This is a genomic window from Chitinophaga eiseniae (genome assembly GCF_900167135.1).
Taxonomy (GTDB): domain Bacteria; phylum Bacteroidota; class Bacteroidia; order Chitinophagales; family Chitinophagaceae; genus Chitinophaga; species Chitinophaga eiseniae.
This window is the reverse complement of record NZ_FUWZ01000002.1, coordinates 1856211-1881455: the sequence shown is the minus strand read 5'-3', so window position 1 is coordinate 1881455 and position 25245 is coordinate 1856211. Positions and strand designations below refer to the sequence as shown.

Sequence of the window (25245 nt, the reverse complement as noted above, 5' to 3'; positions counted from 1 at the left end):
ACAAGAAACCATGACAACTTTTACACAGGAGGCCCCTAAAACAGCCTCTGAACAGGTCGCCCATCAGACGGTATTTCCCATACTGATTGCGCTTAGCTTTACGCATCTGCTGAACGACACGCTACAATCGCTGATCCCGGCCATCTATCCGCTGGTACGCAACTCCCTGAAACTGAACTTTACGCAGATTGGGCTGATTACGCTGACTTTTCAGATGTCGGCCTCTATCCTGCAACCGCTGGTAGGCTTGTACACAGACAAAAAGCCGCAGCCCTTTTCACTGGCGGTGGGCATGGCCTTCACCCTGCTGGGGCTGATTTGCCTGTCCCTCTCGCATTCATTGCCTATGGTGCTGGTATCCGTGGCACTGGTAGGCATTGGTTCCTCTGTCTTTCATCCGGAAGCCTCCCGGCTGGCCCATATGGCCTCCGGCGGTAAACACGGCATGGCACAGTCGCTGTTCCAGGTAGGCGGTAACGCCGGCAGTTCGCTGGGCCCCTTGCTGGCGGCCCTGATCATTGTGCCCTTCGGCCAGTTCCATGTGATCTGGTTCTCCCTGCTGGCGCTGCTGGCCATCTTTGTGATGGTATATATAGGCAAATGGTATAAAGGCAACACGCACCGGATAAAACCGAAGAAGGCAGTACAGCATCATCTGCAGCAGCCAAGCCTGCCCCGCACCCGTGTAATTGTATCACTGGGCATCCTGCTGATGCTGATCTTCTCGAAATATTTTTACATGGCCAGTATGACCAACTACTATACCTTTTACCTGATAGACCGTTTCGGCGTTTCCATTCAGCGTTCACAGGTATACCTGTTCATCTTCCTGTTTTCCGTGGCTGCCGGCACTTTCTTCGGAGGCCCTTTGGGCGACCGTATCGGCCGTAAGTATGTGATCTGGATATCCATCCTGGGCGCAGCGCCTTTCGCATTGTTGCTGCCCTACGCAAATCTGTTCTGGACCGCCATATTAAGTGTATTCATCGGCGTTATCCTCTCCTCCGCCTTCTCAGCTATCCTGGTGTATGCACAGGAACTGGTGCCTGGTAAAGTGGGTATGATTGCCGGCCTCTTTTTTGGCCTGGCGTTCGGTATGGCCGGCGTAGCCTCAGCACTGCTGGGCAAACTGGCCGATGCTACCAGTATCGGGTACGTATACCAGGTTTGCTCTTTCCTCCCGTTGATTGGTCTCCTTACAGGATTCCTGCCTAATCTGGAGAAAAAAGAAAAGCGATAACTTTGATTTTCGATTTTTTGATTTTTTGATTTTCGATTTTGGGAATTATAAAATCTCAAAATCGAAAATCAAAAAATCAAAAATTTATTGAGCATGTGGAAAGGTATTCTGCTGGTGCTCCTGGGCGCCTGCAGCTTTGGAATTTTATCGACGATCGTTAAACTGGGTTACCAGGAGGGCTTTACCCTGGGGGAGTTATGCAGTGTGCAGGCTGGCTTCGGCATGCTGGCGTTATGGGGCCTTCACTTTTTATCGGGCCGTGCCACCCCGGGGCTGAAGAACAAAGAGGCCCGCACCTGCTTTATGCTGGGTAGTTCTACCGGTCTTGTAAGCATCACCTATTATCAAAGTGTACAATATATCCCGGCGAGCATAGCCATCATACTGCTGATGCAATTTACCTGGATGAGCATGCTGGCGGAATGGCTGATTTATAAAAAGCGGCCTACCGCTATCCAATGGGTGGCTGTTGCGTTTATCCTGGCAGGCACACTGCTGGCGGGCGGGCTGTTCAACAGCAACGGTTTCCGTCTCGACTGGCGGGGCATCGGCTTTGGCATGCTGGCAGCGCTCTTTTACACCACTTTCATCGTAGTCAGCGGCCGGGTGGGCCATTCCCTCACGCCGGTGCTGAAAAGCGCCTGGATCGTTACCGGCGCGTTTATCATCATCAGCCTGCTGTTCCCGCCGGCCTATCTGTGGAACGGCCGGTTCACCGCCCCTCCGCTGTGGCTTTGGGGGCTCCCCCTGGCCCTTTTCGGGACGGTACTGCCACCTTTTCTGTTCTCTAAGGGCATGCCGCAAACAGGCGTGGCACTGGGCGCCATTCTCAGCGCCGCGGAGCTGCCGGTAGCAACGATAGCCGCCACCCTGTTGTTACACGAAGTCATTACCCCGGTACAGATCACCGGCATCTTCGTTATCCTGGCGGCCATTGTGGCGGCCAACCTGAAAAAACCGAAAGCGGCGCCGGCTAAAAGCGAACTATTAAACCCATGAGGTGTTTTTTTTATTTATCTTTGCCCCCGCTATTAGAAACAAGTGACTTACGAACAGTTTTTTCATGAAAGCATTTAACTTTTTTATTCTATATCGTTTCCCGGTCGGGATCGTGTTATTGGTAGCCGGTATTGCCCTCGGGTTCACGATAGGCTGGTGGGAAGCGACCATTGTGCTGCTGCTCGCCGTTATCTGTATTGTAACGCACCTCCTGTTTGGCCCTATGCGGCTGGTACAGGAAGCCGTGGAAGCCGGTGATATAGAGCGCGCCACTGCTCTCATGAACAAAGTGAAGTTCCCTAAACTGCTGTATAAACCTATTCGTTCTGTATACTACTTCATGCAAAGCAACATGGCCATGTACAGCAACGACCTGGACAAAGCGGAAGCTACCATCCGGCAAAGCATCCAGTCCGGCAGCCCGATGAAAGAATACGAAGGCATGCAGTACTTCCAGCTGGGCACCATCGCCTACCAGAAGAACGACCTCAAAACGGCTGACCAGAACCTGAAGAAAGCGGTGCGGATGGGTTTGCCTGACAAGGAAAACACCGCCGCCGCCCTGCTCACCCTGGCGTCCATCGCCATGAGCCGCCGTGACTTCAAATCTGCCAAAGAATACTTCCGCAGAGCCAAAGCACAGAAGCCCACTACCGCCCAGATCGTTAGCCAGATCAAGGAAATGGACAAATACATCTCCAGAATGCCTGGTTGATCTGATCAACATATTTAAGTGTAAAGCAGGGCCGGATGAACTTTCATCCGGCCCTGCTATTTTAATGCGGCACATACTGCCGAATTCGTAATTTCGCCCCCTATGAACTTAAAACTTTACACACTTCCCCTCCTCTTCTCTTTACCTTTTTCCGCTACAGCACAAGATTCCGTGCCGCGGATCAGCCAGTTGAACGAGGTATCTGTCACAGCCACTAAAGGCCCCCAGAAAGCCAGTGAAACCGGAAAGGTGGTCACCATCCTTTCCCACGAATACCTGGAGAAAAACAGCGGTAAAACCATCGCCGCCCTTCTTGGTGAACAAGCAGGCATTACGATCAACGGCGCCCAGAACAACCGGGGCACCGTACCGGAAGTATATATGCGGGGCGCCTCCAACGGCAATGCCCTGATACTGGTAGACGGTCTGCCGGTCAGCGACGCTTCCCAGATCGCCAACTCCTTCGACCTCAACTTCATTACCCCCGAACAGGTAGAGAGAATTGAGATCCTCCGCGGCAGCCAGTCCACCCTCTACGGCTCCAATGCCGTGGCTGGGGTGATCAATATCATCACCCGGAAAAAAAGCGATAAAAAGTTCGGCGTATCTGCCAATACCAGCTACGGCAGCTACAACAGCTTCCTCGGTAATGTCAGCGCCTATGGCAATGCCGGCAAGTTCTCCTACCTGCTGGGCTACAAATACGAAACCTCCAACGGCCTGTCCGACGCCTACGATTCCACCGGCAAAGCCGGTTTCGATAAAGACGGCTTCCGCCAGCATAGCGTATTCGCCAAACTGGGCCTGCAGGCTGCTTCCCGCTGGAGGCTGCAGTACCTGTTCAACTACAGCGACTACCATCACGATCTCGACGAAGGCGCTTTTATCGATGACCGCGACTATACCGGCAAATCCAATAACCTGCTCAACGGCTTCGGCAGCGAATACCAGTTCAAAAACGGCAGCTGGCAGGTATTATACAGCTACCAGCGAACCAAACGCCATATCGTCAACGATTCCGGTTATGTAGCCCCTACCGGCTACAGCGTGTTCGACCTGTCTGATTTTACCTCCAACATACACCAGGTTGAAAGTTATGTAAACTGGAACGCCTCCCGTATTATACGGCTGGTGGCCGGTGGCGCTTTCAGCGCAGCCAATATGGACCAGTTGAACCAGCGCCTGGGCCAGCCCGCTCCGTGGGACCCCAATCCGAAGATGGAATACACCCGGCTGGCAGACGACAGCGCCCATGCCCGCCAGATCAGCGCCTATGCATCCGTGCTGCTCCATAACCTCGGCGGGTTCAATATGGAAGCCGGCGGTCGTTTCAACCACCATAATATCTACGGCAACAACGGCACCTTCACCTTCAACCCGTCTTACCTGATCAGGGACAACCATAAGGTGTTTGTGAACGTTTCTTCCGGGTATAAAATCCCCTCCCTGTACCAGTTATATACCGCGATATACGGCAACAAAGACCTGAAGCCGGAGTCCACAGTGAGCTATGAGGCCGGTTATCAGGCTTCCGTGGCCAACCGCGCGCTGGATTTCCGGGTAACAGGCTTCGCCCGCCATACCAAAGACCTGATCCTTTTCACCAGTCATTATGTAAATGCCGACAAACAGTGGGCTTACGGCGCCGAGGTGGAGGCAGACTGGCACATTACCCGCCAGCTGGACCTGAATATGAACTATGTCTATACCGACGGTCGGTTACACACCACCCAGAGTGGCAAGGACACCTCCTGGTATAACCTGTACAGGATTCCCAAACATGCCGTGAATGCTACCCTGGGCTACCAGGTAACCCCGGCGTTGTACGCCAGCGCCGCCTTCCGGTACACCGGCGAGCGTTACCAGGGAACAACGCCCATGGGAGATTATTACACCGTAGACCTCTATGGTGAGTATAAATTTGGTAACTTGCTGAAAATTTATGCCGGGTTCCGAAATATTACCAATTATCAGTATTTTGATATCCTTGGCTATAATTCCCGCCGGTTTAACTGTAATGCCGGTGTTGTTTTGAATTTGTAAACATTAAATCCAACATAATGTCTTTAAAGAATCTTAATCCCCGGTTTGGCATTCTGCTGCTGTTTATGCTCGTAGCAGGTATAATACGAGTAGTGTTGGGAGCAGACCAGTCTACGCTCCAGCCGATCGCTATGTTCACCCCGGTGGGCGCCATGGCGCTGTTTGGCGGTGCTTCTTTCTCTGAAAAATGGAAATCCTATGCATTCCCGCTGCTGACGTTATTCCTCAGTGACGTGATCCTGATGCAGGTTTTCCACCGCGAATATGCACAGGGCCTGCTCTACAAAGGCTGGGCAGCTAACTATATCAGCTTCGTGTTTATCGTGCTGATTGGCCAGCTGGTGATCCGTAAAATGAGTGTGGGCCGCATCGCTGTTGCAGCGGTGGCAGGAGCGCTGGTGCATTTCCTGATTTCCAACTTTGGCGTATGGGTAAGCGGTTCTACCGATATTACCACCGGTTTGCCTTTCACCAGAGACATGGCAGGCCTGACCAAATGTTATATACTGGCTATTCCTTTCATGAAGTACTTCCTGGTAGGCACCCTGGTATACAGCGCTATTTTCTTCGGCGGCTATGCCCTTGTACAACGCAAACTGCGTCTGGCTCACTAAGATATTTTCTCACTTTTTGATTTAGAGATTTAATTATTGTTACAGCGCACCGGCTATTTGATAAGAATAGCCTGCACTGTAGCAGTAGCTAAATCTCTAAATATTTAGATCCAACAAACAATCGTACCATGCGAAGATTTACATGCCGTTTGCAACAGCTCTTTCTACTGGCAGCAGCTGCATTGCTGACTTTTTCCGCCTGTCAGAAAGATAATGTGGCAGAAGTGGTTATTCCTGTTATCAGCAACCCCGGACTTAAAGACGGTAAAGACACCATTGCCGTTGGCGAAACGCGCGTGCTGCGTCCACAGCTCGTTAACGCCAAAGAGCCTACGTTCCTCTGGCTGGTTAACGGAGTAACTGCCGGCACCGACTCTACCTATACCTTTACGCCTACCGCTGCAGGTGATTATACCATCTCCTTTAAGGTAAGCGCAGGCAACAGTCTCAACTCCTACTTCTACCGTATCAAGGTAACAGATAAGTATGATAATGGCTTCTTCATCGTGAATGAAGGCTGGTTTGGCCATGACAAGGCTGATGTGAACTTTTACCGTTATGGTGAAGACACCCTGCACCGCAACATCTTCCAGCGGGAGAACCCTGGCAAGACCCTGGGCAATACTGCTGGTTACGGCACTGTATTCAACAACCGGATCTACCTGGTGTCCAAAGATGCGCCGCTGGTGGTAGCCGATGTGCATTCCATGAAAGAGGTGGGCCGCACTGCCCCTCCTCCGGCGATGGCTAATGCTTTTTGCCCTGTTAACAACAGCACCGGCCTGCTCTCCACTACCGACGGGGTTTATCCTGTAGACCTCGGGGCTTTCACCATCGGCGCCAAAATCGCCGGTATCGACGGTCAGGTGGGTGGCATGCTGAAAGCAGGCAACTACGTGTTTGTGATGTCTCAGTCCGCCGGTATCGTGGTCCTCAACGCCAGTAACTTCAGCATTGTGTCTACCCTGGTAAAAGCAGACGTAGGTTTGGCGCGTACGCCGGATGGTACCATCTGGGCAGGCGAAGGACAGCACCTGTATGCTATCAATCCCACCTCGCTGGCGGTGAACACCATAGCGCTGCCCTTCCCGTTGTATGGCGCATGGGGCGCATGGAACGCAACGATGATCACCGCTTCTACCGTTGAGAATGCCGTATTCATTGCTAAAACCAATGACTGGGGCATCAATGGCAAACAGATTTTTAAATACTTACCGGGCAACGCTGCTTCCCTGCAGACGCCTTTCATCACCTTACCGGCCGACAGAGAGCTGTATGGCGCCGGTTTCAGGTATAACCCGGCCAACAACACTCTGGTGGCCACCGGCGTAGAGCCCGGCTACGGTACCCACTTTGAAAAGAACACCCTCTTTATCTACAACGCCTCTACCGGCGCTGTTGTGAAGAGCATTCCGTATACCGGCTATTTCTTCCCGGCTATACCCGTTTTTAATTAGCAACTACGCATTACGAATGGAGGGCCTCCTTGCGAGGGGTTATTTAATAACCTTTCAAAAAGGCGGCCCTCCATTCGTAATCCGCCATCCATCATTCGTAATTTACCCGTATGATCACACTCGTTACAGGTGGCGCCCGGTCCGGTAAAAGCCGGTATGCACAGGACCAGGCGCTGGCCTCCTGTGAGCAGCCGGTATATGTGGCCACCGCCAGAATATGGGACGAGGATTTTGCCGCCCGTATCCGGCGCCATCAGGCAGAGCGCGGTCCTTCGTGGACCAACTACGAAGAAGCGTTGCATGTAAGCCGGTTGCCGCTCGCCGGGCGGACTGTGGTGATAGACTGTGTCACCTTATGGCTCACGAATTTTTTCACGCTTCACGATTACGATATTGACAAAGCGCTGGCGTCCCTGCAGGCGGAGATTGACGCGCTGCGGGAACAACCGGGGCATTTCCTCATTGTCACCAATGAAATAGGTATGGGCTTACATGCCGAAACAGCCGTTGGCCGTAAGTTTACCGATCTCCAGGGCTGGGCCAACCAGTACATTGCACGTATCGCCGACACGGTTATACTAATGGTTTCCGGCATTCCGGTTGTAATAAAGAAAAGAGACTGATAAAAAAACAGATGATGCAGATAGCCGTCTCCCCTTTGTCCGAAGAACTGAAAGCAGCGTTACAGGACAAGATTGATCAGAAGACAAAACCGCCCGGCTCCCTGGGCAGGCTGGAACAGCTGGCATTACAGGCCGGACTGATACAAAACAGCCTTACTCCGGAATTGCGGCACCCCCACCTGCTGGTGTTTGCCGGCGACCATGGCATCGCTGCCGAAGGGTTGGTAAATCCTTTTCCGCAGGCCGTTACCGCGCAGATGGTCTACAATTTCCTGCAGGGTGGCGCCGCCATTAATGTATTCTGCCGGCAGCACCAGCTGCAGCTGACCGTGGTGGATGCGGGCGTCAATCATGAATTTCCTGCACATCCGTTGTTGCATGACCGTAAGATTGCCTGTGGTACGAATAACTATCTGCATGGTCCCGCCATGTCGCCGGACCAGTGCCGGCTGGCGATGACTGCCGGCGCCGGGGAAGTGGAGCTGGCGCATGCCGCCGGTTGCAATATCATTGGTTTCGGAGAGATGGGGATCGGCAACACCTCGTCTGCTGCGCTGCTGATGAGTTATTTTACCGGTATTTCCATTGCTGACTGCGTAGGTACCGGCACCGGCAGCAATATGCAGCAGCTGGCGCAGAAAAAAGCGGTACTACAGCAAGTGATGGCCCATCATGTGAAACCGCCCACTCCCGAGCTGGCGCTGGCCACCTATGGCGGTTTCGAAATTGCCATGATCACCGGTGCCATTCTGCAGGCAGCGGCCCTGAAAATGATGGTGGTGATCGACGGGTTTATTGTCTCCTCCGCACTGCTGGCCGCCGTGGCCATGCAGCCTGCCGTAAAAGATTACTGTGTGTTTGCGCATTGCTCCGAAGAAAAAGGTCACAAGGCCATGTTGCAGTTTTTGGGCGTACAGCCATTGCTACAGCTGGATATGCGCCTCGGCGAAGGTACCGGGGCAGCCATGGCCATTCCTGTTATCCAAAGCGCTGTGCTCTTCCTGCAGGAAATGGCCAGCTTTAACAGCGCCCAGGTCTCAAACCGCAGCATATGAAAAAACAGTGGCAGCTTTTGCTAACCGCTATTATGTTCTATACCCGTATACCCGTCACCGTTAATGCGTACAGTCCTGATATGCTCAACAAGGCTACCCGCTATCTGCCGCTGATAGGCTGGATCACCGGAGGCTTTATGCTGGCAGTGTTGTATGCATTGGGCGATATTGCACCCCGCCTGGTGACCGTGTTATTATCCCTTGTTATCAGCATCTGGGTGACCGGCGCTTTTCATGAAGACGGCTTTGCCGATATGTGCGACGGCTTTGGCGGCGGGTGGACCAAAGAAAAGATACTGGAAATCATGAAAGACAGCCGCATCGGTACGTATGGCATGCTGGGCCTGTTGCTGCTGATGACCACAAAATACATCTGCCTCATACCACTGACGCTCAACAAAGTGATGCTGGCTGTGATCATCGCGCAGCCGCTGAGCCGCTTTGTGGCTGTCAGCATTATCTATACGCACCAGTATGTCAGGGAAAACGAAGACAGCAAGGCAAAGCCGGTATCCAAAGGTATTTTGCTGCCGGACCTGTTGCTCGCCGGCGCTTTCGGGCTGTTGCCCCTGCTGATGGTGATCGCCTTTACCCGTAATTACGCGCTGCTGCTGATCCTCCCCGCGCTGGTACTGGTACGATGGTACATGGCCCGGTTGATGAACAAATGGATCGGCGGCTACACCGGCGACTGCCTCGGGGCCGTACAGCAGGTTGCCGAAACAGTCATATATTTGTGCTTTTGCATTCTCGCATGGAAATTTACCTCATAAGACATACGACGCCGGCTATTGAAAGCGGCATCTGTTACGGCTTTTCAGACATCGGCGTAGCCGGTACCTTTGAAACGGAAGCTGCCGCCATAAAGGCCAAAGTGCCCACCGGCACGTTCGATGTATACAGCAGCCCTCTGCAACGCTGTCAGAAGCTCGCCACCACTCTCTTTGGTGAAGATGTCCATACAGATGACCGATTGAAGGAAATGAATTTCGGCGCCTGGGAAATGCTGGCCTGGGAAGCCATCGGCAAAGAAGAGCTGCAAACCTGGGCGGACGATTTTGTACAGGCAAAGGTACCGCAGGGCGAAAGCTACGAGGAACTCTATACCCGCAGTATGGCTTTTATAGAAGAGATCATCGAAAAGGGCAACAACGCAGTGCTCGTTACCCATGGCGGTGTCATCCGGTCTATCCTGGCCCACGCCACCAATACCCCCCTGGCAGATTCCTTCGACCTGAAGGTACAATACGGGAGAATTTCACAACTGCAAGTGGAGAATGGAGATATAAAAGTTGTTTTTTATAATTCGTAACCCATTGTTTTGATGACAATTATATTAAAATTCTCAAATATCTCGGCAAAAGTCGAAAAAACTCTTATTTCGTGCTAACTTTATGTCCGGAATCGCCGTATATTAAAAGCACACAATAAAAAACAGTTTATAATGGCAACATCACTTTTGAATATTCCGTTTTTGTTCCTGCAGGAAATCGGTATCAAAGAATTACTGCTGATTGCGCTGGTAGTTCTCCTCTTGTTTGGTGGTAAAAAGATACCTGAGTTAATGCGTGGTTTGGGTAGTGGCATACGCGAGTTCAAAGATGCCAAAGATGAACCCAAAAAAGAATCAAAAGGTGCTTCTGAAGCTCCTAAGGCATAAATAACGTGAATAAGAAAGCTATTAAAAAAGCGAAACTGAAATTCAGTTTCGCTTTTTTTTGTTTAGTTCACTATTCCTAATTTGAGGCTGTCGCCATTATACTTTTTTTTGAAATACCAGGAAGATACCCCCATCATTACTATTCCTGTAACAGAAACGCCCAGTACGGCATCTCCAAAAAACTGGCTCCAGGACAAGGGCATATGACTGGCGTTCTTGAACAGCATCACTCCTACACTACCCAGATATCCAAACGAATCGGCCACATACATGATAAAGCCTACATTACTGGCGTATTTAAAAACGGCTATCAGTCGCTCGAAGAAGATACAATTGAAAGGAATATACCCCATGTACAAACCTAATCCTGTCAGCGTCATCCACCATACGGGATCCAACCGGTGCTGCCGGAACAGCAGCGTGCTCACCAACGCGATCAGGAATCCGGAGATCACGATCACATGGTTCAGCATAAACGCCTGATAGTTGTTCTTCACAAAAACCAGCATTCCCATAATAGCAATAATGGCGATAGATATCGGTATTTCCGTACGGGTGAAGATGCCTGTGTCTGTGCCATACCCCAGGTCTTTCCAGATATCTGCCGCAAAATTGTCCCGCATATCGCGCAGTACAGTCAGCAATACATAGCTGCCTATCAACAGCACCAGGCCTGGCAGGAATGTCTGCAGGAAACGTTTCCGCTCCTGCTTGTTCATTGGCACCCTTTTCGTGCGCATCTTCACATCTTCCGCGCCCGGCGGCGGTATCTGCTCCAGCAAGAGGATAAACACCAGGATAGGCCCTAAAAACAACAGTCCCGTTACAAACGGCATCCAGAACTCCGATACATGCCAGGACAGGATGGTCATCTTCCCGGCTGATTTCACAAAACCGGAAGAGAAAATAAAACTGATGGATAATACCGCGCCCATAAACTCCGTGCTCCGCCTGCCTTCCAGGTAACTGAACACCAATCCCCAGATCATGCCCAGGGGAAAGCCGTTGATAAACAGGAAGAGGATGTTATATGGCGCCGGTACCAGCGCAAAGCCCAGCAACGCCACCCAGGAAACCAGGATCAGCATCATGATGTACTGCGCGCGGTTGCTGCCCTTCATTTCCGCAATAAACCGGATACCATAAAACTTACTGCAGGCATAGCCTATCGTCTGACTGATCACCAGCCAGATTTTGTAGTCTATCCCCAGAAAGGACACCCCTTCAAATATTCCCGCGGTAAACGGTTTCCGGAAAGCATACATGCAGGAATAGGTGCCAAAGGCCACCAATGCGGCATACAAAGACAAAACAATATTCGGCGCACGCTCCAGCCGCTTTTGTATCCAGGGAATAGTCAGCATTTCCATTCAGGTATTTGGGTCAAAGGTGCCTATCCAATGTAAACTAATTGTTAAGCAATACTGAACTAATTGTTAAGTATTACTAAAACAAGAGTAGTAATGCTAAAGACCCGGGCGATGAGAAGCGGTATAAAAAGAAGGGCCGACCGGTTAGGTCAGCCCTTCTTTTTACTTAGATGATGATCCTATTTATTTAACAAGCCACATCGCCGCGTTAATATCATCTGTAGTGCCGCCGAACTGGCTTTTCAGCGAGGTGGTCCAGTTAACGGTATTCGCTGCCCTTTCGGTGTCCGGATATTTGAACCGTTTGGGGATCATGCCGCTGTTGCCCGTACCAGCACCTGTCAGGAAGGTAGGCACCCCCGTACGGCGCCAGTTGAAATAGGCCTCCCAGCCGGAGTTTTCGAAGAACGCGAGGTATTTCTGCGTCAGGATCTGTGTTAACCCCTGCGCATTGTTGCCCTGATACTTCACCGCAGCCTGCTGGTAATAACCACTTTCAAAACTGAACGGTATGTCATAACGTGTACCCTTATACGTTTTGCTTACGGTACCCGCTACTTCTGTAGGGATACCGTAGAAACCCAGCGAAGCTTTGATACCTTTTTTATACCATGCTTCCGCATCTCCGGTAACCCAGCCGCGGTTAATGGCTTCCGCCATGTTAAAGCACAGTTCAGGAAAACCGACGATCACGCCTGGCTCGGCCGCATAGCTGCTATAGTAGCGGTTTCTGCTGCGCAGGGAATAAGCGGCGGTATCTACGTTAGACATTTTGGAAGACATATCTTCCTGGCTCTCCCCGGAAGAAGCACCCACATAGGCGGTGATATCCGAAGGCAGCTTATGCAGCTCGTTGATCTGTTTGGTGGCCGGTTCCGCTGTGATGTAGGCCCTTGGGTCCTTCAGTGCTACCAGCGTGTTCAGGTAGGTGGCCGACATATTGTAACGGGTAGCATCGAAGCCGAGGTTATCCGGGTTGGAAGGGTATTTGTTGATATTGTTGTAGATGAACTGCATGTTGTGGTCCATCGACTCCATCAAGGGGTATTTGGAAGGATTACCAACAATATCCTTAAACTGCTGCGCAATGTTAAGATCTGACTCTCCTGTTCTTTTGCTCAGCGCTATCAATACCCTCAGCCGGAAGGTGTTCACGGCGCGCTGCCACTTTGTAAGATCGTTGCCATAATAAAAGTCTCCTTTCAGCACCTGCCCTTCGGCGGTATTGGATTTATCCGGATTGGCGATCTGTGCGGCCAGCTGTGTATTTGCTTCCTCCAGCCATTGCAGGACCTGTACAAACACTGTCTTTTGCGCGTCGTAGGTTGGCGCGATATTGTCTTTGCCCTGCAATGCGGTCTTCAGCGGCACGTCCCCTACAAGGCTGGACAGCCGGTAGTAAAAGAAGGCACGGGCGAATTTCCCCAGCGCGCTATAGGGGTTCACGTCCTTTCCGCCGAGGCGGATGGCTTCTGCTTCCATCTGCTGCACATTGGTCAGGGAGAAATAGCTGGCGAAATCGGCGCCGTTCCAATCGTAACGCTGGTCGCCATAATAGTTATAGTTGCAGCAGTCAAACTGGTTCCAGCGCATCACCGCGCTCCAGGGTTTGTCTGCATTCATATCTCCCAGGATACCGCCTAATACCAGGCTTGGCGGCACCTTCGCGGGTTTATTTGTATTGACGGAATAATCTTCAAACTTTTTGTTGCAGCTACTGAGGGCGATACCGGCCAGCGCAGCAAAGGCAACTATTTTCAGTGATTTCATACAATGCGTGTTTAAGCGGATCAGAAAGTGAGATTAACATTAAAGCCAAACCGGCGCGTAGTCGGTGTTTGCAGGGTGGAAGAACCCTGGTCGGCGCCGGGGTACTGGTCCAGGTCCACATCTTTATTTTTGGCAAAATACAGGAGGTTCCTGCCCACGAAAGAAACATTGGCCGAACGGATGAAAGTACCTTTCAACAGGCTTTCCGGCAGGGTGTAGCCCAGTGTCACTTCTCTCAGTTTGGCAAAAGTTTTACTGATCAGGTTTGCTTCGTTGGTTTTATAGTATACGCTGATATAATCCTGCAGGAAAGTTTTGGTAGTGTTAGGAGCAAACTGCAGTTTATCTGCGTTCGTAACATTACCGTTGTTATCATACTGGATGGGGACATTGTTGGTGATCACCACTCCTTCCCCCTGCCATGACTTCACGCCTTTATAGTCCTGGTAGCGGGCATCTCCCATGGCGCCTTCTGTGGTAAGAATATTACGGCCGCCACGGAAAGTCTGCTGCTGAATATAGTCGATCATCTGTCCGCCTACGCGGCCATCGAACTGGAAGCTGAGATTGAAGCCTCTGTACCGGAAGCTGTTATTGATGCCCCATACCCAGTCGGCGCTGGCGTTACCGAGGTATTGCTGCGTGGGATTCACGATGGGGCGGCCATCGGGGCCGTTGATGATCTGGCCGTCCGGCGTTCTGACGAATTTGGTCCCGAAGAATCTATCCACCCGGTCGCCTGCGCCGATGTAGGCGTTCAGTTTTGTCTGGTCTCCGTAGATGCTCACGTATTTCTCCTGGAAGGTGGCCCAGTTGGCGGTTACCGTCCAGGTGAGCCCGCGGGTGTTCTTGATGGGGGTAGCGTTTACGGATACTTCATAACCGGTTTTGCGGGTGTTCACCCCATTCACGAGATAGTCGGAATAGCCGGTGCTGGGGGCCAGCAGCAGGGAATAGATGCGCGGGCCGTTGAGGTTGGAGAAGTAAGTAGCGTCTACGCCGATACGGTTTTTCAGGAAGCGGATATCCATGCCCACTTCTGTTACTTTACTGGTAAACGGCTGCAGGTCGGGGTTGGCAATCACGCGGGCATAATAGGCCGCGGCCTGGTTGCCATATACCGGGGACACGCTGTACACGGGCGTGTTATAGCGGGGACCGTCGTACGAGGACTGGTATTCCGTACCATAACCCAGCGGATAGCTGGCTTCCGGGGTGGCGCCGATGGTCGGTACTGTAAAGCCGCCTTTCACGTTGGCATAGGAGCCACGGAATTTGAGGAAAGAGATCACTTCCGGCAGGTGTACATAGTCAGACACCACGGTGCTGAGGGATACGGAAGGGTAAGAATAGGTGTTGTGTGTTACGGGCAGGTTGGATGCTTTGTCCAGCCTGTCGGTCAGGGACACTGTAGCGTATTTGCCCAGGTCGATGTCCACATAGCCGTAGGCGCTGAGCACCAGCATGGGTGCGCTGTAGCTGGTAGCAAACAATGGATCGCGGGAGTTTCCGAAGCCATACCATCCCGGTGCGTTGAGGTAGCTGGTGGAAACGAAGCTGGAATTATATTTATACGAACGCGCGTTACCGCCTACGGATGCACGGATACCTATTTTGTGCGGAAATACATTGGCATAGGACAGCATCACGTCGGTATTGTTTTCGTACAGGGAGCGTTTGTCTTCCCGGTAGTCGCCTTTGCCTTCTTCGCGGCCGTAAGGGTGGGCGGAATAGGGCATTTTCTCCGTGCGGACAAGATCATAGCTGGTGACCTGCGTGCGGGCCATGAGTTCCAGCTTGTCTGACAGTTTGTAGGTCAGTTTAGCGTAGCCGTTCAGATCTGTTTTATGATGACCGCGCAGCCATTCGTAGGCCATGAACCAGGGGTTGTGATAACGCTGGTATTCAGCGTAGATGGACTGAATGCCTTCTTTGCCCGGCTGCCAGTAGTTGCGCATGTCGTCCATGCTCCAGTCGGCGCCTGCCCAGATAACGGTGTTATAGATAAGGCTGTTGGGGCCGTACGTCACATCCGGGAAGTTATCGCTGGCCTGGCGGTTATAGTTCAGGTAGCCTTCCAGTCGCAGTTTGGGGGAAAAGCTATAGCCTGCGGAGATATTGAAATTGACGATATCGAGCGAGGTATTGGGAACGATGCCTTTCTGGTAGGAATTAGACAGAGAGAAGCGCAGGTCGGCTTTCTCAGTATGTGCCGAAACGGCGAGGTTGTTGGTGCTGAGCATGCCGGTGCGGAGGAAGCGTTGCAGGTTGTTTTTCCCGCGGGCTGTCCAGGGGGTACCGGTGCGTTTGCCGGTAGCGGGATCAATAGGGCTGTCGTATTGCGGAATGAGCTGGCCTTCAAATTTCGGTCCCCATACGTCGTAGTCGGCATCGTTGACGCCGGCGCCTTTACCGTCTACGAACGCGTATTTACCGTGATCGCCGGGGCCGTAGAGGTCCTGTACTTTGGGAATGGCGTTGAAGCCTCTTTCGAACATGGTGCTGGAATTGAATTCGATAGCGTAGCCTCTTTTGTCCCTGGAGCCTTTTTTGGTAGTGATCATGATGGCGCCGTTGAGGCCGCGGGAACCGTAGAGGGCGGAGGCTGTAGCACCTTTCAGGACGGTGTAACTTTCGATATCGTCCGGGGAGATATTCCAGGTATCGGAGTTGATAGGTACGCCGTCCACCACGTAGAGGTTGATGTTATTACCGCGGAGCTGTACCATGGGGGCGGCCAGGAGTTCCGCCGAGGCTCCTACGGTGAGGCCGGCCACTTTACCTACCAGCCCGTTGATGGGATTGGGTTCCCTGGCTTTCACAAGATCGGCGCCTTTGACTTCCTGTACCGCGTAGCCTACGCGTTTCACTTCTTTACGTATGCCCAGTGCCGTTACCACTACTTCATCCAGCGCTTTTTTGTCTGTCTGCAGGACGATGGAGAGGAAGTTGTGGTTGTTGACCGGGAATTTACCCGTCAGGAAGCCGATGGAGCTTACTTCGAGGATATCTGTGCCGCTGGCGGTGATGCTGAAGTTACCGTTGGCATCGGTGACTGCTCCTCTGTTGGCGCCGGTTACCTTCACGGTAGCGCCGATGACCGGCTGGTGATCGTCGGCCGAAAGGACTTTTCCGGTAACGGCTTGTTGTGCTGTTGCTGTAGATACGTTCAGCAACAGCAGTAGCAGGGCACATAACTTCGTAAGTGCCTGTCGTAGGTTTGCTTGCATGGCAATTTAGATTAAGGGGGTAATGTTGATTACCATGCAAAGGTTAGGTTCGAATATGATGGAAATGTTAAGATATACTAAATTTAACGTTAAGTATTTGTATATAATAGGTCAAAAAAGTTTACTATTTCTCTGATTCGAGGAAGAAATAAACGACGAGGATCTGCGCGGTTTCTTCGCCGATATTAGCGGGTTTATGGCCCAGGCGGCCGTCGAAGAAGAGGGAGTCACCTTCTTCGAGGATATATTTTTCGTTATCGATCAGGTATTCCACTTTGCCTTTGATGATGTATTTATATTCATAGGCGTCGGTTTTAACGACCTGGGAACGGCGGGCTCCTTTTTTCAGTTCCAGCATAACGATATCCACCGGGAAATGTTTGACGTTTTTGGTGAGTATTCTTTTATACTGAAACCCTTTGGCTGGCTCCTTTTCAAACTCCTGGTAGGAGGATTTCTGTTTGATGATGACCTTGGCCTGTTGCGACTGCTGGTCTATTTCATTGAAAAATTCATTCAGGTCGAGGTTTAGCGCGCGGATGATATTGATGAGCACCAGCAGGGAAGGCACGGTGCGGTTGTTCTCGATCTGAGAGATAAGGCCTTTGCTGACTTCCGCCTTATCAGCCAGTTCCTGTATGGTAATGCCTTTGGCTTTCCGCTTTTCTTTGATCCTGTTACTGATCTGAATAATAATATCCTCGGTCATATAGGTCGGTCTTGGGACAAATATAGGGAGAGAAAGCTAATGCATTACGTTATATATTTGCCGCATGTTCAGTATCGACCAAATTCTAGCCATCGCGTTCACACTGTTTGCCGTTATAGATATTGTTGGCTCCATCCCAGTGCTGGTATCTTTGAAGGAGAAGCTGGGGCATATCGACGCCGGCAAGGCCACGCTTGCTTCCGGCTTCCTGATGGTGCTGTTCCTGCTGGTAGGCGAGCAGTTCCTCCGGCTGTTCAGCGTAGACGTGCATTCGTTTGCGGTAGCCGGCTCCATTGTTATCTTCGTGATCGGCCTGGAAATGATCCTGGGGCTTGAACTTTTCAAGAGCGGCCAGGACGTTAAATCCGGCAGTATCGTCCCCATAGCTTTCCCGATGATCGCTGGTTCCGGCACCCTGACCACCATCATGTCGCTCAAAGCCAACTTCGGGGAGTATAATATCTTCGCCGGTATCGTGCTGAACCTGCTGATCGTTTTCCTGGTTTTAAAGAGCCTTAACTACATAGAACGCCTGCTGGGAAAGGCCGGACTGATGGTGCTGCGTAAATTTTTCGGGGTGATCCTGCTGGCTATCGCTGTAAAAATTTTTAAAAGTAATATCAATCTTTAATGTAATTTGGGATTATTCAGGAGAAAATGTAACTTCGCGTTCCCTTTTGGCCTCGTAGTACAATGGATAGTATAAGAGTTTCCGAAGCTCCAGATTCAAGTTCGATTCTTGACGAGGCTACTAAAACATTAATTCGCCCAAACTTAGCTTTACTAGGTTTGGGCGTTTTTCATTTATGGGCGTGGGTTTCAGAGGAAAGAGCGGTAAAGGGGAGTAAAGAGAAATTAAGCAAAAATGTCCCCAAAATGTACCCCAGTGTACCCCAAAATATAGCGCCCGGTAGGTTTCTCAGGACAATATCCTGGCTGTACGCAATTTAAGTTTCAGGTCTCTCAGTTCGTTCAGGATGCCCTGTACCTGCGTTTGGGAATAACTAGTTCCGGCTGATAGTGCTGAATCGGGTGAGGTCCCGGCTTTAATCATGCTGCCTACAATTCTCCAGGCTCCGTTTGAGACTACCTGCAACGTAATTAAATCCCCTGTACCCAATAATGACACTGTGGCCGCCGCCAATTCCGGGATGACATCTCCGCTGAAACAATTAATTGTAACAGCGTTGCCGGTACTGTCAATCTTCTTGATAGTCTTGCAATAGCCGGTGTTGAGCACCCTGGCAGCCGGCAGTGTTACCACTCTTGTTGCACCGCTTGCATCTATGAACACTTTTTCATGCCCCATATCGGTACAGGTATAATTTGCGCTCAGGGTCACAGATTTTTCACTCAGTGACAGGTTCCCGCTTTTATACAGAGATGTCTTCTTTCCAGAAACGGATTGCCAGAATATGTTGTTACCAGCTGTCGTGGAGATGATAGTCGAGTCCCCTTCGCAGTAATCCTCCAAGGTATTGTTCCCATTATCACTAATATAATAGCCATTGACAGGCTGCGCAGGCAGATCATTTATAACGGTAAAACGGGAGAACTTGGTTTTGAACAGCTGCAAGATGGCAGACCCGTCAGGCCTGTTGTTGTCTGAAAATATCAGAAAGGAATCGGTAATATAGCTCAGGTTCACGTTGATAGCCATCGTGGTGTTATTAGCAATCATATTGCTATTGGTATATTTAAACGTACAGGCATCAATAAGGCAGCCGTTGTTTGTCAGCATAGGCTTGCCTGACTGATTCCCACCATATACCGGGTGTTTTCTGTCTTCAAAATGACACCTGGTAAACTTCAAAAAGTTACTCACCTCTTTTATTTCTGTATATGGAGAAAGGGATACGCTTCCGTAAATGGTACAATCAGCGAAGTGTAGCCTGTCACTGTGGCACTCCGCAGCTAAACCATTGATGGCCCAAAACAAACAGTTCTCGATCTTAATATTTGTAGCATGCGCCAATGCGAGCAACCCTACGCGCTCGTTATTGATAAACTCACAATTATTGAATACGACCTCCCCGATGTATTGCTCTTCCGGTTCAATATCCACACCGGCTCCCGGTGCAGATGTCGGTATAATACCATTTCCTGTGTGATTAAACTTACTACATCTCGCTGTTAGATGGGTACCGCCCACAATGGATAATCCGTTACGCCCCGCGTACTGACAAGTGACATTGTCCAGAATACTGCTGGTGTGGTTGCCGGTTTCAGAAAAGCCTACATTTTGTGCCAGGTATACCCCGTCGAGGCCGAAGTTTTCTGCTACCACATCGGATATTTCCACCGAAACATTTCCCAGGCAACGCACACCAATATGCCGGCACTGATAGCCAGCATCTCCCCATGCGCCACCAATAATCTGTTGCTGGATATTTCCATCAATAGTGAAACCCGATACAGAAACATTACTATTATTTTCCAGGTCAATAAAGGAGCCAATATCCGCCCTGTAAGATGATATATGAAAAGGGAGCGGCGGAAAGTACGGTGCCCCTGTTGCAGGATCGAAGGTGCCGAACTTCAAACCCGATACAAACTTAATTTTACATCCCTCAGCAATAATGCTCACATTTCCCTTACAATTGGCAATTGAAACAATAGGTTTCGGTGCCAGGTATATGCCCGGCTGGCCGGAAAGCTGCCCTCCCACCAGGTAAGTGCCTCCGGGAAAAATCAACGTTCCACCATCATTATCTTCAATAATTTTTGCAGCTTTAGCAATGGCATCCGTATCGTTGTATACTCCATCGCCTTTCGCGCCAAACCATTTCACATTAATGCTGCCGCCTGTCACGAGCCGTTTCCACCTTCCCTGACCTGCAACCGAAATAATGGTGCCATCGTTGTTTCCCTGATCGGAAGTGTTATCCCAATAGAAATCACCTCCGCCACCATCACCTGCGGCATAATAACCGAGTACAAAGGAATGCTCATTTTGTTGGGTACTGGCGGTGGTCTTTAAAATACTGATTGTCTCTGTTGTCATACTACATCAATTTGGTTACCAAACTAAGATAACAGACCACTACGCATCATACCTGCGCGCCGAAGCTATTTTTTATGTACTGCATACAACCGCTCCAAATCCCGCCCCATTTCTTTCGCCAGTTCATAATAACTGACATCGGGACTTATTTTCAGGTCATGGTAAATCTTCTGCCGTAAATCCGGATGGTAATGCAGGTCCAGGTCTGTGAGGCTTTCGGGATAATATTCCCCTTCTATTAAATCCTCTCTCCCCTGTAGTGCCAATGCCGCGTCCAGTATCACCGCCGGAAACTCCGCTCCCGGCAGTATGCCAGGATACGCCACGGCATCTTTTATCGCGGTACGGAAATACAATTCACCTCTCATCAGTCTCACCTCATTGTAAGCATTCCCTACGACCTCCGGAAACTCTACTTTGGTAATATCTACTTCCTTGTATCCGGCTTTTCCACATTCCATCTGATGGCTCTTCAGGTCCATACGAAAAACAAACACCCTTGGGATCAATATCTCCGGGTTATCAGGAGGAGAGGTGGAAGCATATATTCCTTTAAATATTTCGACCAGCTGGCAACCGGCATAACTGTTAAAATAACTCTCTTTATCGACGATTACATTTTTCAGCTGCCGGTCCACATCAAACAGCACCCTGCCAAAAATATAGCGGGGATGCCCTTCCTGTTTCCAGTAAAAAATGTCGCCTGTTGAAATTTTCTTTGCCATGTAAAAATGCCTCGTTAAAAGATAAGAAAAATGCCCATCAGAGAACTGAATGGGCGTTTTTTTGATTTGGGTTAACGTTACTAGTCGTTTATGATTGTGAACTTTGGCATAACGCCGCAGTATTGTTCATTCGTTTTAACAGCATAACTTTGGGGGATGTTTGCTGCCAGTGTTCTGACGTTGAACAGTCATGATATCAATGGCAGCAAACCATCAAACAGTGGATATTTTTTATGCCGGATGGCGTTAAACCTTCTTTTCTTAAGCGTCATCCTGTAAACTGAAGTAAAAGTAGTACAACCTAAAACGCCCCGCACGGCCAGTTGATATCCGCAGTAAGTGTTTCAATATTTGCGGTGATTTGCTGAATTTTCGCCTGATGCTACCTGCCTGCACTGAAGCATATTCTCGTAAACTTCTCTATAACACCAATGTGTTATGTTGAATAGCAGGGTTTTATCTATATTTGGAGACATACAACTAGATAACCAAAATCTGTATAATCCTTATCGCCCATAATGTTGCCAAATTGTTTGGAAACTAAACAATCTATATCAGCGAAGTAAATCATAAATCTAAAAATTGTGCTGTTGCCCGTGAAGAGAAAGGGTACTTTTTCAACCAATAAATCTAAGTCAACCTATGATCAAAAAAGTAGTCACAGCATCGTAGCAACACTTGTTTTTGCTTTTAATTAAAGACATTTTTAAACATCCATACTGTCATTTTCAGGCCTTGTCAAGGCCTGCGGTTTTGCTATTGCCATTTACATATATACTCGTGAGTGACCCACAGTAATCAAGGACGATCTGTCTTTATTTCTTACTGATCTCGGAGCCATATACTGTAGGTGGTCGGGGAATTCCTGTCTTTATATGTTATCTCAGAAAATCAAATCTAAATTGCTCATGAAAAATTTGCTACTCTTATGGCTGTTCGTGGCCAGCAGTATTGTGCATGCTTATGCTCAGACGCGAACAATCTCCGGTAAAGTCACAGATGCAAAAGACGGTTCACCTATACCGGGTGTGACTGTCAGCATCAGTGGCACCAGAACGGGTACCATGACAGGTCCTGACGGAGGCTTCAAAATACCGGTGAGCGACAATGCGTCGCTGGTGTTTTCCTATGTGGGTTATCTCAACCAAACAGTATCCACTACCGGTAAAAGCCGCGTGGATGTTTCCATGCATATAGACACCAAAGGTCTGCAGGAAATAGTGGTAACCGGTGTGGGTGCAGCTACTGACAGAAGAAAAGTCGCTATCGCCGTAGAATCGTTGTCTGCAAAAGATTTACCTAAAGTACCCGCCGCCTCTATTGACCAGGCACTGGTAGGTAAAATCGCCGGTGCACAGATATCTTCTGTTTCCGGTCAGCCAGGCCAGCAGGCACAGATCATCTTACGTGGTATCAACTCACTGGGTGGCACTCAGCCCATGATACTCCTCGATGGTGTGCAGATCAACGCAGGCAACAGCACCAACGGTTCTTCCGGTAACCTCTCCTCCAGGCTCGCTGACCTCGACCTCTCCAATATAGAAAGAGTGGAAGTGGTACAGGGTGCTGCCGCAGCTACCATCTACGGTGCACAGGGCGCCAACGGCGTTATCCAGCTCTTTTCCAAAAAGGGTACCCGTAGTGGTAAAATAAATGTCAACTTCAGCTCAAGGGCTAGTTTCGACGACGTATTGACCGGCAACTTCAAATACCTCAACAAACACTACTACCCCACCGATGCTGAGGGATACATTATCGATCCTTCCGGGAAACGCATAAAACCCGACGCCAGAGGCATCTGGTCACAGCCGAACCGAGACATCACTCCTAATACCGTAACAGATAAAAACTTCAAGGAACCTACCTACGATCACGTCGATCAGTTGTTCAAAAACGGCGCTCCCACTTACAACAATTCCATCAACATCGCCGGTGGCCGCGATGGCATGGACTTCGCCCTCAACGTCTCAAACCTTAAACAAACAAGTATTATCAACGGGGATTACAGCAGGACCAACCTCTCCCTGAACGTAGGGGCCGACCTCATGAAAAATCTTAAACTCCGTTCCACTACACAGCTCATTACCTCCAAGAATACTACCGGCGGTATCACGGGCCAGAACAACATCTACAGCGGCCTCGGTACTGCCATGTCCTCTTATCCTTATGAGGACCTGCTGTTCAGAGATTCCCTCGGCAACTATCCGTTTAACACCATCATGACAGATAACTCCGTATATCCGTACTACTCCTTCCAGAACAGGACCTACGAAGCTAAAACAAGCCGTGTAGTACAAGGTGTGAACCTCAACTATCAACCAATCAGATTCATTGAATTAGACTATAAATACGGTATCGACTACTATCGTTATGATTTTTCCGACTTTATCCACAACCAGGAAAAAACACTAACTCCCGGTAAAGGCCTCGATCCGTTTAACGGCCGGCTGGGTTACGACAGAGATAACGAAACCACACAAAACTCCTTGCTGACGCTGTTCGTAAAAACCGACTTTGAACGCGATTTCAACATGAAAGTTCCCATCACCACCAGCACCCAGTTTGCATACGACTGGCGTAAACGTGTATATGGCAACGTTACCATGGAAGGTGTTGGCTTCGCTCCTTTCCCTCCCTACACCCTGGCCAACGCCGCTTCCAAAAGCAACGATGAACTCCGCGAAGAATTCGTTACCTACGGCTACCTGATCAACCAACGTATTGACTACGGCAACCTGTTCGGCATCTCCGGTGGCGTGCGGGTTGACTACTCTTCCGCTTTCGGCCGCGGTACCAAACCCTTTACGTTCGGTCGCGCTGACGGTTACTTCCGGGTGGGTGAATTGTTGAAAGTGCCCAGCATCTACGAACTGAAGATCAGAGGCGCGTATGGCGCGGCAGGTATCCAGCCGGGCGTATACGACCGTCAGATCACGCTTGAAAAGGGCGCTATCGGAAATTCAAACTACCTTATTCTCAAAGGCACTTTGAATAACCCAGACCTCACAGTAGAAACATCTAAAGAAACAGAATTAGGTATCGACTTCGGCCTGCAGCTAAACAAAGGCATGTGGTTCAGAAAAATCTTTATCAATCCTACTTACTGGACCAGGACCTCGGAAAACGTTATCCGCGCTATCGACCTTTCTCCTTCTACAGGAGCCAGCGGTATCCTGACCAATGCGCTGAGTCTCAAATCCAACGGGTTCCAGTTCTCTTTCGACCTGGACGTACTGGAAAGCAGAAAAATGTACTGGAACTTTGGCGTTAAATTCGGTAAACAACGCTCTCTTGTTGATAAGATCTCCAACGGCAAACCCATCACTATTGGCGGCTCCGGCGAAGGTCAGTTCGTCCTGAAAGAAGGTGAAAGCATTGGTGCATTCTTTGGCGTTACACCGCTCACCAGCATCGATGAGCTCCCCGCTACTGCTGTAAAAGGCAACTATGAAGTAGGCCCCAATGGTTATGTTGTGAATAAAAATACCAAGGCTGTAATGTTCGGTACCGAAAATAAAAAAATCGGTGACCCTACGCCGAAATTCAACATGAGCTTTAACAATACCCTCACCTTCAACGGTCAGCTCACATTGTCCTTCCAATTAGATTGGGTATATGGCGGTCAGATCTACAACCAGACACGCCAATGGCTGTACGCTGATAAAATCAGCAGCGACCTGGAAAAACCTGTTACCATCAACGGTCAGACCGGCGCTTTTGTAGCTTATTACAACAGCCTTTACAATACCAACACCACCAACGCTGTTTTCGTAGAAGACGGTTCCTTCCTGAGACTGCGTGACCTCACGCTGAACTACAGACTGGACAAATTCCTCACCAACAAATTCATCAACACAGCGCAGATCAGCCTCACAGGCAGAAACCTTTTCACCATCAGCAGCTACTCTGGCCTGGACCCTGAAGCCAGCGCACGTGTAAACAACCCCGTTAGAAGAGGTATCGATGTATACTCTTTCCCCAACTTCCGGTCTATACAGGTTGGCGTAACGTTCGGTTTCTAAAAAACAAAA

19 protein-coding genes and 1 tRNA gene are annotated in these 25245 nt (G+C 50.0%); 14 read left to right on the top strand and 6 right to left on the bottom strand.

Translation table 11 applies throughout. The features are described from left to right. Nucleotides 1-10 precede the first annotated feature (10 nt). The 11 genes from B5D63_RS17410 to B5D63_RS17360 all read left to right on the top strand — a co-directional run bounded on the left by B5D63_RS17410 (nucleotide 11) and on the right by B5D63_RS17360 (nucleotide 10406). Nucleotides 11-1240 carry an MFS transporter gene (locus tag B5D63_RS17410; RefSeq protein ID WP_078670041.1) on the top strand — a complete coding sequence of 410 codons (1230 nt, stop codon included), beginning with the start codon at nucleotides 11-13 and terminating at the stop codon, nucleotides 1238-1240. Between the two features lie 93 nt (nucleotides 1241-1333). Beyond that, nucleotides 1334-2239, top strand: coding sequence for an EamA family transporter (locus B5D63_RS17405; protein ID WP_078670040.1), 906 nt, complete (start codon nucleotides 1334-1336; stop codon nucleotides 2237-2239). A gap of 64 nt (nucleotides 2240-2303) precedes the next feature. After that, nucleotides 2304-2954, top strand: coding sequence for a tetratricopeptide repeat protein (locus B5D63_RS17400; RefSeq protein ID WP_078670039.1), 651 nt, complete (start codon nucleotides 2304-2306; stop codon nucleotides 2952-2954). Between the two features lie 102 nt (nucleotides 2955-3056). Next, nucleotides 3057-4997: a TonB-dependent receptor plug domain-containing protein gene (locus tag B5D63_RS17395; protein ID WP_078670038.1), complete on the top strand. Its 1941-nt coding sequence runs from the start codon at nucleotides 3057-3059 to the stop codon at nucleotides 4995-4997. Between the two features lie 17 nt (nucleotides 4998-5014). Next, a complete protein-coding gene (locus tag B5D63_RS17390; protein WP_078670037.1) occupies nucleotides 5015-5611 on the top strand; it encodes a DUF6580 family putative transport protein in 597 nt (198 codons plus the stop codon). A gap of 128 nt (nucleotides 5612-5739) precedes the next feature. Continuing rightward, entirely contained in the window at nucleotides 5740-7068 is a 1329-nt protein-coding gene (locus B5D63_RS17385) for a DUF5074 domain-containing protein (RefSeq protein WP_078670036.1), read from the top strand. 110 nt (nucleotides 7069-7178) lie between these two features. After that, complete coding sequence (locus B5D63_RS17380) at nucleotides 7179-7691, top strand: bifunctional adenosylcobinamide kinase/adenosylcobinamide-phosphate guanylyltransferase (protein ID WP_078670035.1); 513 nt, start codon at nucleotides 7179-7181, stop codon at nucleotides 7689-7691. Nucleotides 7692-7702: 11 nt separating this feature from the next. Next, entirely contained in the window at nucleotides 7703-8746 is a 1044-nt protein-coding gene (gene cobT, locus B5D63_RS17375; RefSeq protein ID WP_078670034.1) for a nicotinate-nucleotide--dimethylbenzimidazole phosphoribosyltransferase, read from the top strand. Then, entirely contained in the window at nucleotides 8743-9519 is a 777-nt protein-coding gene (locus tag B5D63_RS17370; RefSeq protein WP_078670033.1) for an adenosylcobinamide-GDP ribazoletransferase, read from the top strand. Before cobT ends, B5D63_RS17370 begins: the two co-directional genes overlap by 4 nt. Then, entirely contained in the window at nucleotides 9501-10058 is a 558-nt protein-coding gene (gene cobC / locus B5D63_RS17365) for an alpha-ribazole phosphatase (protein WP_159456059.1), read from the top strand. The genes B5D63_RS17370 and cobC overlap by 19 nt, the downstream gene beginning before the upstream one ends. A gap of 132 nt (nucleotides 10059-10190) precedes the next feature. After that, nucleotides 10191-10406 (top strand): Sec-independent protein translocase subunit TatA/TatB, encoded by a 216-nt coding sequence (locus tag B5D63_RS17360; protein WP_078670031.1) that lies wholly within the window; start codon nucleotides 10191-10193, stop codon nucleotides 10404-10406. 62 nt (nucleotides 10407-10468) lie between these two features. Here B5D63_RS17360 and B5D63_RS17355 read toward each other — a convergent pair whose 3' ends face one another. From B5D63_RS17355 to B5D63_RS17340, 4 genes are all read right to left on the bottom strand, one after another. After that, complete coding sequence (locus B5D63_RS17355; protein WP_078670355.1) at nucleotides 10469-11770, bottom strand: DUF5690 family protein; 1302 nt, start codon at nucleotides 11768-11770, stop codon at nucleotides 10469-10471. Between the two features lie 189 nt (nucleotides 11771-11959). Further along, the gene (locus B5D63_RS17350) at nucleotides 11960-13546 is read right to left on the bottom strand and encodes a SusD/RagB family nutrient-binding outer membrane lipoprotein (protein ID WP_078670030.1); all 1587 of its coding nucleotides are present in this window, start codon (nucleotides 13544-13546) and stop codon (nucleotides 11960-11962) included. A gap of 20 nt (nucleotides 13547-13566) precedes the next feature. Further along, nucleotides 13567-16776, bottom strand: a complete 3210-nt coding sequence (locus B5D63_RS17345; protein ID WP_078670029.1) for a SusC/RagA family TonB-linked outer membrane protein — start codon at nucleotides 16774-16776, stop codon at nucleotides 13567-13569. Between the two features lie 124 nt (nucleotides 16777-16900). Next, a complete protein-coding gene (locus B5D63_RS17340; protein WP_078670028.1) occupies nucleotides 16901-17485 on the bottom strand; it encodes a helix-turn-helix domain-containing protein in 585 nt (194 codons plus the stop codon). A 64-nt stretch (nucleotides 17486-17549) separates the two neighbouring features. On the opposite strand from B5D63_RS17340, the gene B5D63_RS17335 reads away from it, so the two are divergent. Together B5D63_RS17335 and B5D63_RS35050 are read left to right on the top strand one after the other, a co-directional pair. After that, nucleotides 17550-18116 (top strand): MarC family protein, encoded by a 567-nt coding sequence (locus tag B5D63_RS17335; RefSeq protein WP_078670027.1) that lies wholly within the window; start codon nucleotides 17550-17552, stop codon nucleotides 18114-18116. A gap of 48 nt (nucleotides 18117-18164) precedes the next feature. Continuing rightward, nucleotides 18165-18236 (top strand) — tRNA-Arg (locus B5D63_RS35050). 168 nt (nucleotides 18237-18404) lie between these two features. Here the strand turns inward: B5D63_RS35050 and B5D63_RS17330 are convergent. Together B5D63_RS17330 and B5D63_RS17325 are read right to left on the bottom strand one after the other, a co-directional pair. Beyond that, nucleotides 18405-20489, bottom strand: coding sequence for a glycosyl hydrolase family 28-related protein (locus B5D63_RS17330; protein WP_078670026.1), 2085 nt, complete (start codon nucleotides 20487-20489; stop codon nucleotides 18405-18407). 65 nt (nucleotides 20490-20554) lie between these two features. After that, nucleotides 20555-21214 carry a hypothetical protein gene (locus B5D63_RS17325; RefSeq protein ID WP_078670025.1) on the bottom strand — a complete coding sequence of 220 codons (660 nt, stop codon included), beginning with the start codon at nucleotides 21212-21214 and terminating at the stop codon, nucleotides 20555-20557. Nucleotides 21215-22122: 908 nt separating this feature from the next. Between B5D63_RS17325 and B5D63_RS17320 the strand changes: the two genes are divergently transcribed. After that, complete coding sequence (locus B5D63_RS17320) at nucleotides 22123-25236, top strand: SusC/RagA family TonB-linked outer membrane protein (RefSeq protein WP_159456058.1); 3114 nt, start codon at nucleotides 22123-22125, stop codon at nucleotides 25234-25236. Nucleotides 25237-25245: the final 9 nt, after the last annotated feature.